The organism is Microbacterium oxydans, assembly GCF_000956405.1.
In the GTDB taxonomy this organism is placed as follows: domain Bacteria; phylum Actinomycetota; class Actinomycetes; order Actinomycetales; family Microbacteriaceae; genus Microbacterium; species Microbacterium oxydans_C.
The window spans coordinates 14,215-26,138 of record NZ_JYIV01000018.1; the positions used below are offsets into that span (position 1 = coordinate 14,215).

Here is an 11,924-nt window from a genome sequence, read left to right on the forward strand (position 1 = left end):
CTGTCATCGTGGCACGCGACGGTGAACGGCGGGTGACGGGGCATCCGACCGGGCAGGAGCGACGACCTGTGCCGGCAGTGTCAGAGTCGACCGTGCGGTGCCTCCCACGCGCACGGTCTGATCGCTGGGGATGAGCTGCGAGTGGTCGCGCACCGGATCGTCGGTTCCTGGGTTGCGCAGGTGCAGCGGGTGCGCGCCCGACGAGACCTGCACCCGCACGCGCGACCCCGCGGCGAACCGGTGGGCGAGAGGCGCGAGGTCGAGCCGGATCCGGCCCATCTCGTCGGTGTGCATCTCGTCGGTGTGCATCTTCTGCGGCCGAAGGCGCCGGTACCCGTCGGTGAGCGCACGCGAGGCACCTCGCGCATCCACTTCGCACAGACGCACGAACAGGTCGGCGCGCGGGTTCGACGAGGCGAAGGAGAGCGTGATCGTGGGCGTACCCATGACGAGGAGGTCGTCGGCAAGCGGGTCTCCGGTGAAGACGAGCACGTCGCTCCGACGTTCGCGGGAGCGCTGGGGGCGTCGTCCGGCGGAGAACGGATTGAGGGTCCGGCCGCCCGCGTCCGGGGTCGGGTCCGTCGGATCGTAGCGATACGCGAGGTCGGCGGCGGGGCTCGGCGCACCGGTACCGTCCAGGCGTCCGTCACCGGTGAGCTCCAGATCCATGGCCGTCTGCGGCGGAGGCCAGCTCTCCAGCTCGCGCCAGCCGCCACCACCGGTCACATCGATGCGCACGCCCTCCGTCTGTGCCGTTCCGGTGAACGAACGCAGCACTTCGCGGACGCCGATGACGGTGATGTCGGGCGCCCCGTGCACCCAGTCGCCGACGATGAGGCGCACCGGACGACCCGCATCGCGGAGGGCCGCGTAGTCGTCGAGCTGACCGACCAGGAACAGGTCCTGCCAGCCGGCGACGAGCGTGACGGGCGGGACGGAGTCGACGTCCTGTGCGAAGTGCATCGGCTCCCACCAGGGGTCCCCCTGATCGCTGTGCTCGACCCAGTCGCGGAAGAACTGCGGGTCGGCGCCGCGGGCCACGCGCACGGCATCCGCCGGTGGAACGGCGAGCGAACCGCGACGGAATCCGCGCCGGGCACGCAGCAGCGCCCAGGCCTTCGACGGCAGCGACCGCTCCTGGATGTCGAGGGCGTAAGCCCATGTGAGCGGGGTGTCGATCGAGAATCCGCCGCCCGGGTAGAGGATGGCATCGTCGAAGCGCCGCGCGGAGATGGCTATGCCGAGCGCGTCCGGGCGGTCGTCACCGTCGCAGTACGCCCACTGGGTCACCCCGAAGTAGCTCCCTCCCCACGAGTGCACGCGTCCGGTCGCCCATGGCTGCGCGCGCAGCCACCGCATCGTCGCCTGTCCGTCGGCGACCTCGTCGTGCAGCGGATCGAACGCGCCGCCCGAGCCGAATGTGCCGCGACAGCTCTGCACGACCACATGGTGTCCTCGCTCGGCCAGGAAGAGCGCGACGCCGGCGATCCCGTCGCGGCCGTAGGGCGTGCGGATCAGGATCGTGTCCCCACCGGATCCTTCTGCGTGCCAGTGGTCGGTGAGGAGTGCGGCGCCGTCGTCTGCCGGGACCGGGATGCCCGTCGCCCGGACGACGTCCGGGTGTGTCTTCTCCGGCATGTCGTCGGCGCGGGCGAGCTTCCGGTACTCGCGTCGGGCGGCAGCGCCCAGGCGGGGAGCATCGGTCATCGCACGCCCTTCACTCGGGTGACCGCGAACGCGGCGATCACGGCCATCACGACCGCGCCGATGTAGAGGGCCGCGAAGTTCTCACCTGTCGGCGAGCCTATGCGGGTCGCGAAGAATCCGAAAACGGGGACGAGGATGCCGGGCAGCAGGTAGGCGAGAGCCACGATGCCGAGGTCCTTGCCGGCGTCTTCGACCGAGGGGAGGCACTCCGTCATCAGCGCGACATCGGCGGCGATGTAGGCACCCTGGCCCGCTCCGACGATCGCGATGCCGACGAGGAAGAAGGCGATGCCGCCGAAGGAGATCGCGAGGATGAGCCCCCCGGCGCTCGCGAGGGCGCCGATGATGACGCTCGGCTTGCGGCGACCCGTGCGATCGGAGATCACGCCGAACACGAACGCCATGACCAGGTTCATCAGCGTGAAGGCCGCCGTGGCCTGGGTCTGCACGGCGGCGATCTCGGTCGGGTCGTCGATGGCGAAGCGGCCGGAGATTGTGAGGTAGAGGTAGCTCGTGACCGAGACGATCGAGGCGGTCATGAAGAAACGGCAGACCCAGGCCCACGCGAAGTCCGGGTAGCGACGCGGACTCAACCAGAAGGTGGCGAGCACCCCGCTCCAGTCGAGCGGCTCGGCGGGCAGCAGTCGCCGGATGTCCTTGAGCGTGAAGAACAGGGAGAGCGCGAGCACCACGGAGAGGCCGCCGGGGATCAGGAACATGCCGATCTGGCCCATGGGCGCGACGATGCCCGCGAGCGAGACCCCGCCGAGGATGCCGATGGCGGTGGCTGCTCCGGTGACGGCGGACATGATCGCGCGGATGCTGCGGCGGATCTGATCCGCGAACAGAGTGTGGACGGTCATCGACACGGCGCCCCAGCCGACGAGGACCAGGATCGTGCCGACGCCGAGCACGAGGAGGTTCGGCGCGGTCGCCTGGATCATGTAGCCGATCAGGGCGATCAGCGCGCCGGAGAGGATCCAGGGACGGCGAATGCCGAGGCGGGACATCGAGCGGTCGCTGAGCCGACCGAAGATCGGCGTCGTGAGGAGGATGGCGGCGCCGCCGAGGGTGAGGATGACGCTGAGGTCGCCCGTCGCCTGGTCGGGGTCCCATTCCTTGAGCAGCTGCGGGATCGCGACACCGGCGACGCCCTGGGCGATGCCGGAGCCCAGCCATGCGAGCACGAAGGTGATCCAGAACAGGCGCGTCTGGCGCTGTCCGGGGATCGCGTCGGCGGTGAGCGGGGGAGCGGGATCTGCGGGGAAAACGGGATCGACGGCGTGGGTGGACATCTTCGTCTCCTGGTCTCGGTCGGGGTGGGAACTGTTCACGGCCGCATGCCGGTGGTGGTCACGGCAGCGTCCGCCGGTTCGGGCGTCGCGCGCGCGTCCACGCGGTAGGCATCGGCGAGCTCGTGGACGAAGACGTCACGCCAGTCGCGAGCGCCCTCCCAGCGGCCGGTGAGCCCGGGTGACGCATGGTCGTGCCCGAGTCCGATGTGCAGCACGACGGGGGTGCCCGCTTCGCGCAGACTGTCGGCGTACGCGATGGCGCCGTCGCGGAGCGGGTCGAACTCGGCCGCGAGGATGAGTGCGGGTGCGAGGCCGCGGTGATCCGGGGCATCCAGTGGTGAGGCCTCGGCGAGCGATGCACCGGCGCGATACAGCCCGGCGAGATGCTCGATGCCTGCGCGCTCGGCGAGGCGAAGACGGCGGTGCATCGAGTCGCCGACCACCCGCAGGGCCGCGGGCAGCACTTCGAGAGCCTGGTGATGCAGCGGTTCTCCGGCATCGCGCAGCCGCAGTGCTGTCGTCGCCGCGATCGTCGCCCCCGCGGAGTTGCCGCCGACGCCCAGCCGGTCGGCATCGACGCCGAGTTCGTCGGCGCGCTCGCGGAGGTCGGAGAGGGCACGGATGGCGTCCTCGACGGGGGCGGGGAACGGATGCTCGGGAGCCAGACGGTACTCGAGTGCGACGATCTGCACTCCCGAGCGCAGTGCGCGATCCGCGCAGAGACGGTCGTTGAGGAGCTCGTCGATCGTGCCGCCGGTCCACCCGCCTCCGTGCAGCCACAGCATCGTGGGCATCGCGCCGATCGCGGATGCCGGGCGGAACCGCCGGGCGCGCCGCGGCCCTGTTTCGCCGGCGACCACGAGATCGTCGATCTCCACCCCGGCAGGAACGGGAGCAGTGAACTCGACGGCGAGGCGGTCGCTCAGCTCGCGCTGTGCCAGGCGGCGCGTCGCCATCTCGGCAGACTCGAGGTCGGGGAGCGTCGCGGAGAGTTCGCGGATGCGTTGGATCCATTCCCGGATCTCCGGGCTCAGCGGCGGCTCGCGGTACTCGGGCGTGCTCATGCGGTGACCACCTCGTGAAGCGTGCGCAGTTCGGAGACGATGAGGCGGTGTGCGACGTCGGCGGAGGGCACGAACCCGGTCGAGCCCAGAGAGCCGTGGGTCTGGCCGATGAAGCGCATCGCGGTCACCGGCACGCCTGCGGCGGAGAGCGCCCGTGCGTAGGCCTCCCCGTCGCCACGCAGGGGATCGAGCTCCGAGGTGAGGATCAGCGCCGGCGGCAGGCCTTCGTGAGAGGCGGCTCGCAGCGGGGAGGCATATGGCTGGCGGGCCGCTGAGGCGTCGTCTCCGACATACTGACGCACGAGCGTGCGACCGACCGCGCGCACGATGACTCCCGGCATGCGTGCATCGATGCCGCTCATGTCGGCATGTCCCATGGTCAGATCGAGGGCGGGATTCTCCAGCAGCTGCAGAGCGATCGGATGTGCGGAGCGGTCGCGGTTCATGAGCGTCACGGCCGCGGCGAGGTCGCCTCCCGATGATGCTCCGCCGATGGCGATGCGTTCCGGCGAGACGCCCAGCTCGGTCGCGTTGGCGTGGGTCCACTCGAAGGCCGACCAGCACTGCTCCGGCTGCGTGGGGAAGCGCTCCTCCGGCGCATGGGCGTAGTCGGCCGCGACGATCACGATGCCGGCGTCCCGAGCTCTGACCCGGAAGCGTGCATCCCACGAGACCCAGTCGATGCCCGCGATGGTGAATCCGCCACCGTAGAAGTACACGAGTGCGGGGAGCCCCTCTCCGGGCGGGGTGCGCTCCTCGCCGGGCCAGTAGACGCGTACCCGCACGTCGGGGTGCCCATCGACCGGGACGATGCGATCCTCGGTGGCGGTCGGCAACGGCGCGATCCCGAGCGCTGCGCTCACGGCGTCGTCGTTCTCCGCGGCGATCCGACGGCGACCGGCGGGGTCTGCGGGTTCCGGTGCGAGCAGCGGCGCGACACGTTCCTCCCAGGCCGCCACGGCGCGGTCGAGTGCGGGGCGCCGGAATCGGGATCGTGCTGTCGGCATCGGGCATCTCCTTCGATGGGTTCGCGGGCCGGTGGGGTTCCCCCTGCGCGAGTCCCGACCTAGTCTGAGCAATCGAAGAACTTCGATGAAGAGAGAAGCCGAGCGATGCGCGCACGACCGGGCAGGGTCACCATCTACGACGTCGCAGAGCGTGCGGGAGTGAGCATCTCCACCGTCTCGCTGGCGGTGAGCGCCCCGCACCGGGTGCGACCGGAGACCCGTGAACGCATCGTCGCGGCGGCCACGGCTCTCGGTTATCGGATGGCCCAGGGGCGCCGGGTCGGTGCCGCCCGCATCGCGGTGGCCGCGCCGTTCACGACCTACCCGTCGTATCTGCGCCGCCTCTCCGGAATGCTCCGGCGGGCCAGGGACGCGGCGGTGGACATCATCCCCTACGACCTCGATTCCGCCGCGGCAGCGGATGAGCCGCTGCTCGACGTGCTGCCCACGCGCACGGACGCCACCGGTCTCGTGGTGATGGGGGTTCCGCTCGGGGGAGCAGCGCGGCGGGCGAGCAAGGCGGCACGCATCCCCGTCGTCTACGTCGATGTGGTGCCGACGCGGTCCGATGCGGGCGGTCCGGTCGTCCTGGTCGACGACCGCGACGGCGGTGCGCAGATCGGCAGGCACCTCGCCGGGCTCGGACATCGCCGTGTGCTCTTCGTGCACGAGCCGCAGCGCTCGCCGGCGTACGTGTCGGCCGGGATGCTCCGCGTCGAGGGGCTGATGCGGCACCTGGAGGTGACGGACCTCGCGGTGGCCGATCCCTCCGCGGTCGACGGCCGGGTGATCGCCGCAGCCCGAGCTGCGGGAGCGACGGCGATCGTCGCGAACCACGACCAGTTCGCCGCCGCCGTGCTGTCCGCCCTCCGCTCCGACGTCGGCACGGCACCGCTCGCGGTGGTCGGCTACGACGACGGCGAGGTCGCCGAGGCGCTCGACCTCACGACCGTGCGCCAGCCGTTCGAGGAGAGCGGGCGCACGGCCCTCGAACTCGTCCTCGGTCTGGTCTCGGGGGCATCGACCGCGCACGGCACCGTCCGTCTCGCCCCGATGCTGATCCCGAGGGCGTCGACGCTCGCTGCCGGGATCAGCCCCGAGCAGCGGTGACGCGCTTCTTCTCCCGGATGTAGACCTCGCGGCGCACCTTCGCCACGACGTCCCCCTCGCGATCGGTGATGACCGTCTCGAACCACTCGAGCACCTTGGCTCCGCCGTGTGCCCGTTCGCGGATCTCCGTGGCCTTCTCCTTCGACACCTCGAACTCGGCCGTCAGTACCCCGCGGCCGGGCTTGAGGAACTCGATCTCGCCTCGGGTGTCCCACACGACGTAGTCGCGTCCGAGCTGGTGCATGACCAGCATGAAGAAGTAGGGATCGGTCATGGCCGACATGGAGCCGCCGAACGCGGTCTTGACGTAGTTGCGGGTGAAGACGTTGACGTGGAGCTCGACGGTCGCATGCGTCCAGTCCTCACGGAACCGGCGGACGCGGATGCCGCTGAAGAGGTTCGGGATCCACAGGCTCATGCCGATCGCGAGACGGCGGGGAGTGATGCGCATGAGGTCAGTGTGGAGCACCTGACCGAGTCCGACAAAGACGTCTGGAGGGTTGTCACAGTTGTTCTAGTTCGCATAGAATAAGTAGAGATTTGACGAGAGGAGCGTCGGATGCTGATCCGCGTCGATCCCGACAGTCCTCGCGCACTGTACGACCAGGTGGCGGCTTCCGTGCGCTCCGACATCCTCGCCGGTGTCCTGGCGCCCGGCGATCGTCTTCCCGCCGCACGCGATGTCGCCGAAGCGCTCGACATCAACCAGCACACCGTGCTGCACGCGTACCAGCAGCTGCGCGACGAGGGCCTGGTTGACCTCCGCCGCGGCAGGGGAGCGGTCATCGCGGCCTCGGCCGCGCCCTTGGCCGACCTCGCACACGACATCGACGACCTGGTGCGTCGCGCCGCAGCGCTCGGCGTCTCCGCCGCCACGCTCGCCGGCATCGTCCGCGCCCACCGTGACACGGGCACAGGCACCCGCCCGATCGAGAACTCCGAGGAGGATTCGCCATGACCGATCGTGACAACACCCACGACCTCACCCGCACGCCGCCTACGCTGCTGCGGCGTGCCCGGCTCGCCTTCTTCCTCGTCGCAGTGTCCCTGCCGGTCGTCATCACGGCGATCGCCGTCGTGGTCGTGCTGTCGTGGTTGCCCACGCTGCCGCCGGAGGTCGCGACGCACTGGGGGTTGAACGGGGCCGACGGCTTCGGAGCTCCGGCGACGTACCTCTGGATCCTCCTCGGTGTCGGCCTCGGACTGCCCGTGCTCATGGCGATCGTGACGCTCGCCTCGGTCGGCGCGCACTGGGGCGGTGCGGCACGCCTGATGGGTGCGCTCGCCGCCGGCATGTCGGCTCTCGCCGCCGTGATGAGTCTCGGATCGCTCGCGATCCAGCGAGACCTCGCCGATCCCGCCGACGTGCCGGGGATCGGTGGCGTCATGGCGCTGGCGTTCGGGGCGCTCGCGGTGGTCGGCTCCATCGCGTGGGTCGTGCAGCCTCGCGTGCGAGCGGAGCAGGGGCGCACGCTCGAACCGCGGTATGCGGTGCACATCGCCAAGGGCGAGCGCGTCGTGTGGGTGGCCACGGTCACGATGCCGCGCGGGGCGCTCTTCTTCCTGGTCCTCGTGTTCTTCGGCATCATCGTGCTCGCCGCGTTCATGCTCGGCGCCGGCGTCGAGGGCGGCTGGATCGTCGCGGTAGTCGCGCTGGTCGTGGGCTTCGCGTTGGCGGCGACCACCTCCTTCCGCATCAAGGTCACGCCCGAAGGCTTCTCCGCCCGATCCCTGCTGGGCTGGCCGCGCGTACGCATCCCTGTCGACGAGGTCGAGTCGGTGCGCGCCGTCGACATCTCGCCCTTCGGTGAGTTCGGCGGGTGGGGGTGGCGTATCGCCGTCGACGGGCGCACGGGGATCGTCATGCGGCGTGGTGCGGCGATCGAGGTGGCCCGTCGTGGTCGGCGGCCGTTCATCGCGACGATCGACGGCGCGGAGGAAGCCGCGGCACTGCTGCAGGCCTATGTCGACGGCGCGCCCGCACCCGAGGCCCTCTCGAACGACGACGGAAAGGCCAGCTCATGACCGACCACCTCACCACCGATCAGCCCCCGTGGGCTCGCCGGGTCCCCTGGACCGCGGTGATCGTGTTCGTCGTTGTCTCCTTCGTGCTCGCCTGGCTGGTGGCGCTGCCGCTCTGGCTGGGCGACGGTCTCGCCGAGCCGATCTCCGTCGTGCTGCTGCCGATCATCATGTTCACCCCCGCCATCGCGACCCTCGTCGTGACCTTCCTGATGCGCGTTCCTGCGCCGGGGCACCGCGCTCGCTTCCTCGGACTGTGGCCGCTGCGTCCCGCGAAGCGCATCGTCTGGCTCATGGTCGCGGGCTGGCTCGTACCACCGCTCGTGGTGGCACTCGGAGTCCTGCTGTCCGCAGCCCTCGGCTTCGTACAGCTCGACCTGACCTTCTCCGCTTTCGCCGCCGAACTCGAGAAGGCCGTCCCCGCCGGTGCGCCGCTGCCTCCTGTCCAGATCATCGTGTTCGCGCAGCTCGCGATGATCCCCCTCGGCGGGCTGTTCAACAGTCTCTTCGCGTTCGGAGAGGAGCTCGGCTGGCGGGGCTGGCTGCTGCCGGCGCTGCGCCCGCTCGGGACCTGGCCGGCGCTGATCCTCAGCGGCGTGATCTGGGGCCTGTGGCACAGCCCGATCATCCTGCTCGGCTACAACTTCGGGCGCACCGACATCACCGGGGTGCTGTTCATGGTCGGAGGATGCGTCGCCTGGGGCATCCTGTTCGGCTGGCTGCGTCTGCGGTCGGCGTCGGTGTGGCCGGCCGTGATCGCGCACGGCTCTCTGAACGCAGCCGCAGGGATGATCCTGATCTTCGCCGCAACGCAGCCGGACCTCGCCCTCGCAGGTCCCCTGGGCGTCGCGAGTTGGGTCGTGATCGCCGTGATCGTGATCGTGCTCCTACTGACCGGCCAGTTCCGCGTCCAGCCTTCCCTCGCGGAGGTCACCGCGCGTCCGTCCGGCGCACCGCAGCCTTGACGGCGGGCGGCGGCGGGGGTTGGCTGAGGCCATGGAATCCACCCCCGCCGCCTGGTCCGACGCCGACTCCTACCTCGCCGATCTGCTGGTCGGTCCCGACCCCGAGCTGGAGTCCGCGCTCGTCGCCCAGCGTGACGCGGGCATGCCGGAGATCGAGGTCGCTCCAGTGGCGGGCAAGCTCCTGAATCTCCTGGCGCGGATCAGCGGCGCGCGGCGCGTGCTCGAGATCGGCACCCTGGGCGGCTACTCCACGATCTGGCTCGCACGGGCGGTGGGGCCCGAGGGACGCGTCGTGACGGTCGAGGCGGAGGCGGACAACGCGGCCGTCGCTCGCGCCAGCATCGACGCCGCCGGAGTGGGTGAGCGGGTCGACATCCGTGTGGGGAGGGGCGCGGACGTGCTGCCCACCCTGGTCGGCGGATTCGATCTGGTCTTCATCGATGCCGACAAGGAGTCGAACACGATCTACCTCGACTGGGCGGCGAAGCTCGGTCATCCCGGCACCGTGATCGTGCTCGACAACATCGGGCGCGAAGGCGAGATCGTCCGAGACGCCTCCGACGACCCCAAGGTCGTCGGCACCCGCGAAGGTCTGCGCATGCTGGGGGAGGATCCGCGGTTCGATGCCACGGCCCTGCAGACCGTGGGGGCGAAGGGCTGGGACGGCTTCGCGATCGCGGTCGTCGTCTGACGGGCGCGTCCCTGATCGTGTCGGACGGCCGGGCTAGACTGGGCGCGGATCGACGACGCTCCACACAACGTTTTCCCCCTGAGCAAGGAGCACATCAGTGGCACTGATCGAGGCTGTAGGCGCACGCGAGATTCTCGACTCGCGCGGAAACCCGACCGTCGAGGTGGAGGTCCTCCTCGACGACGGCATCGTGCAGCGGGCGGCTGTCCCGTCCGGTGCATCCACGGGCGCGTTCGAGGCGTACGAGCTCCGCGACGGCGACAAGAGCCGCTACGGCGGCAAGGGCGTGCTCAAGGCCGTCGAGGCCATCATCGATGAGCTCGGACCGGCCATCGAGGGCGTCGAGGCGAGCGAGCAGCGCATCGTCGACGAGATCCTGATCGAGGTCGACGGCACCGAGAACAAGAAGCGCGTCGGCGCCAACGCCATCCTCGGCGTGAGCCTCGCGGTCGCAAAGGCTGCGGCCGACTCCGCCGACCTTCCGCTGTTCCGCTACCTGGGTGGCCCGAACGCCCACGTGCTGCCCGTTCCGCTGTTCAACGTCATCAACGGCGGCGAGCACGCCGACAACGGCATCGACATGCAGGAGTTCTTCCTCGCCCCGATCGGCGCGGAGACCTACTCCGAGGCGCTGCGCTGGGGCGTCGAGACCTACCACGTGCTGCGCGCCGAGCTGAAGGCCGCCGGATACGCGACCGGCCTCGGCGACGAGGGCGGCTTCGCTCCCGACCTGCCCAGCAACCGCGAGGGCCTCGACTTCCTGGTGAAGGCGATCGAGAAGGCCGGCTTCACGCCCGGCACCGATATCACGCTCGGCCTCGACGTCGCCGCCACCGAGTTCTTCAAGGACGGCGTCTACCGTCTCGACAACAAGGACTGGGACGCCGCCGCGCTCACCGAGTACTACGTCGGGCTCGTCAACGACTTCCCGATCGTCACGATCGAGGACGCGCTGGCCGAAGACGACTGGGACAACTGGAAGCACCTCACCGACGCACTGGGCTCGAAGGTGCAGCTGGTCGGCGACGACCTGTTCGTCACCAACCCGCAGCGCCTCGCCGACGGCATCACGCGCGGCGTCGCCAACTCGCTGCTGGTCAAGGTCAACCAGATCGGCACGCTGACCGAGACGTTCGACGCGGTCAGCCTCGCGCAGCGCTCGGGCTACACCGCGATGCTCTCGCACCGTTCCGGTGAGACCGAGGACACCACGATCGCCGACCTCGTGGTCGCCACGAACGCCGGCCAGATCAAGGCAGGTGCGCCCGCACGCAGCGAGCGCGTCGCGAAGTACAACCAGCTGCTGCGCATCGAGGAGGAGCTCGGCGACGCCGCGGTCTTCGCCGGCCGTTCCGCGTTCCCGCGCTACCAGGCCTGAGCGCACACGCATGTAGAGCCGCCCGCGGGCGGTGACCACCGCCGCTGATGCGGCACGACGAAGGAGGAGCCGTGGCACGACGACCGGCTCCTCCTTCGCCGTCTCCCGGGCCATCCGCCCCGAAGGCCGCGGCGAAGCGCACGGGCAAGGCCGCGGCGAGACCCCGCGCGACATCACCGTCGGCCCCGCGTACCTCGAGGGGAAGCCGAGGCGGAACACCGCGCGTCGATGTGCGCGAGTGGGCATCGGGCATCCGCCTCTCCGCCTTCTCCGTCATCATGCTCTCGCTGGTGGTGCTCGGTGCGTGGGTGCTGGTGCCGACGCTGGGCACCTTCATCGACCAGCGGCAGAAGATCGCGGCCCTCGAGGCCTCCGTGCAGGTGAGCGAAGACCAGATCGCGTCGCTTGAAGCCGAGCGCGATCGCTGGAACGACCCGGCGTACATCACGACGCAGGCCCGCGAGCGCCTCTACTACGTGAAGCCCGGCGAAGTCGTCTACCTGATCGACAACGACCTCGATCCTGCTGCCCTCCCGCGCGAGCAGGAGCCCGTGAGCGACACGCTCGTCGAGAAGCCGACCGACTGGATGCCGCAGCTGTTGCGCACCCTCGTCTCGGCCGGGCTCAGCGACACCGCCGCCGTCACTCGCTGAGCCTCCGCTCCGAGCATCTTCCCTGCAGCCTC

Annotated in this window: 12 protein-coding genes; 7 read left to right on the top strand and 5 right to left on the bottom strand. The window is 70.2% G+C overall.

Annotated elements, in window-relative coordinates:
* Nucleotides 1-3 precede the first annotated feature (3 nt).
* From RN51_RS03745 to RN51_RS03760, 4 genes are read right to left on the bottom strand one after another with little or no spacing between them, the layout of a single operon-like run.
* Nucleotides 4-1,707: a CocE/NonD family hydrolase gene (locus RN51_RS03745; RefSeq protein WP_052674569.1), complete on the bottom strand. Its 1,704-nt coding sequence runs from the start codon at nucleotides 1,705-1,707 to the stop codon at nucleotides 4-6.
* A complete protein-coding gene (locus RN51_RS03750; RefSeq protein ID WP_045262709.1) occupies nucleotides 1,704-3,002 on the bottom strand; it encodes an MFS transporter in 1,299 nt (432 codons plus the stop codon). The genes RN51_RS03745 and RN51_RS03750 overlap by 4 nt, the downstream gene beginning before the upstream one ends.
* Nucleotides 3,003-3,037: 35 nt before the next feature.
* Nucleotides 3,038-4,066, bottom strand: a complete 1,029-nt coding sequence (locus RN51_RS03755) for an alpha/beta hydrolase (protein WP_052674570.1) — start codon at nucleotides 4,064-4,066, stop codon at nucleotides 3,038-3,040.
* Complete coding sequence (locus tag RN51_RS03760; RefSeq protein WP_045262710.1) at nucleotides 4,063-5,073, bottom strand: alpha/beta hydrolase; 1,011 nt, start codon at nucleotides 5,071-5,073, stop codon at nucleotides 4,063-4,065. The genes RN51_RS03755 and RN51_RS03760 overlap by 4 nt, the downstream gene beginning before the upstream one ends.
* 105 nt (nucleotides 5,074-5,178) lie before the next feature.
* Here RN51_RS03760 and RN51_RS03765 point away from each other — a divergent pair, with 105 nt between their 5' ends.
* Nucleotides 5,179-6,183 (top strand): LacI family DNA-binding transcriptional regulator, encoded by a 1,005-nt coding sequence (locus tag RN51_RS03765; protein WP_045262711.1) that lies wholly within the window; start codon nucleotides 5,179-5,181, stop codon nucleotides 6,181-6,183.
* Here the strand turns inward: RN51_RS03765 and RN51_RS03770 are convergent.
* Entirely contained in the window at nucleotides 6,164-6,634 is a 471-nt protein-coding gene (locus RN51_RS03770; RefSeq protein ID WP_045262806.1) for a PaaI family thioesterase, read from the bottom strand. The two genes, RN51_RS03765 and RN51_RS03770, sit on opposite strands and share 20 nt — an antisense overlap.
* A gap of 108 nt (nucleotides 6,635-6,742) precedes the next feature.
* On the opposite strand from RN51_RS03770, the gene RN51_RS03775 reads away from it, so the two are divergent.
* From RN51_RS03775 to RN51_RS18155, 6 genes are all read left to right on the top strand, one after another.
* Complete coding sequence (locus RN51_RS03775) at nucleotides 6,743-7,141, top strand: GntR family transcriptional regulator (RefSeq protein ID WP_045262712.1); 399 nt, start codon at nucleotides 6,743-6,745, stop codon at nucleotides 7,139-7,141.
* A complete protein-coding gene (locus tag RN51_RS03780) occupies nucleotides 7,138-8,208 on the top strand; it encodes a DUF1648 domain-containing protein (RefSeq protein WP_045262713.1) in 1,071 nt (356 codons plus the stop codon). The genes RN51_RS03775 and RN51_RS03780 overlap by 4 nt, the downstream gene beginning before the upstream one ends.
* Entirely contained in the window at nucleotides 8,205-9,170 is a 966-nt protein-coding gene (locus RN51_RS03785; protein WP_045262714.1) for a CPBP family intramembrane glutamic endopeptidase, read from the top strand. The genes RN51_RS03780 and RN51_RS03785 overlap by 4 nt, the downstream gene beginning before the upstream one ends.
* A gap of 31 nt (nucleotides 9,171-9,201) precedes the next feature.
* Nucleotides 9,202-9,861, top strand: coding sequence for an O-methyltransferase (locus RN51_RS03790; RefSeq protein ID WP_045262715.1), 660 nt, complete (start codon nucleotides 9,202-9,204; stop codon nucleotides 9,859-9,861).
* 97 nt (nucleotides 9,862-9,958) lie between these two features.
* The gene (eno, locus tag RN51_RS03795; RefSeq protein ID WP_045262716.1) at nucleotides 9,959-11,239 is read left to right on the top strand and encodes a phosphopyruvate hydratase; all 1,281 of its coding nucleotides are present in this window, start codon (nucleotides 9,959-9,961) and stop codon (nucleotides 11,237-11,239) included.
* Nucleotides 11,240-11,310: 71 nt separating this feature from the next.
* Nucleotides 11,311-11,892 (top strand): FtsB family cell division protein, encoded by a 582-nt coding sequence (locus RN51_RS18155; protein WP_231579205.1) that lies wholly within the window; start codon nucleotides 11,311-11,313, stop codon nucleotides 11,890-11,892.
* Nucleotides 11,893-11,924 lie beyond the last annotated feature (32 nt).

Excerpts from the sequence above, each read along its gene's own strand:
- RN51_RS03765 (WP_045262711.1), top strand. The coding sequence starts at position 5,179 with ATGCGCGCACGACCGGGCAGGGTCACCATCTACGACGTCGCAGAGCGT.
- RN51_RS03750 (WP_045262709.1), bottom strand. The coding sequence starts at position 3,002 with ATGTCCACCCACGCCGTCGATCCCGTTTTCCCCGCAGATCCCGCTCCC.
- RN51_RS03780 (WP_045262713.1), top strand. The coding sequence starts at position 7,138 with ATGACCGATCGTGACAACACCCACGACCTCACCCGCACGCCGCCTACG.
- RN51_RS03760 (WP_045262710.1), bottom strand. The coding sequence starts at position 5,073 with ATGCCGACAGCACGATCCCGATTCCGGCGCCCCGCACTCGACCGCGCC.
- RN51_RS03785 (WP_045262714.1), top strand. The coding sequence starts at position 8,205 with ATGACCGACCACCTCACCACCGATCAGCCCCCGTGGGCTCGCCGGGTC.
- RN51_RS03790 (WP_045262715.1), top strand. The coding sequence starts at position 9,202 with ATGGAATCCACCCCCGCCGCCTGGTCCGACGCCGACTCCTACCTCGCC.
- RN51_RS03755 (WP_052674570.1), bottom strand. The coding sequence starts at position 4,066 with ATGAGCACGCCCGAGTACCGCGAGCCGCCGCTGAGCCCGGAGATCCGG.
- RN51_RS03775 (WP_045262712.1), top strand. The coding sequence starts at position 6,743 with ATGCTGATCCGCGTCGATCCCGACAGTCCTCGCGCACTGTACGACCAG.
- RN51_RS03770 (WP_045262806.1), bottom strand. The coding sequence starts at position 6,634 with ATGCGCATCACTCCCCGCCGTCTCGCGATCGGCATGAGCCTGTGGATC.
- RN51_RS03745 (WP_052674569.1), bottom strand. The coding sequence starts at position 1,707 with ATGACCGATGCTCCCCGCCTGGGCGCTGCCGCCCGACGCGAGTACCGG.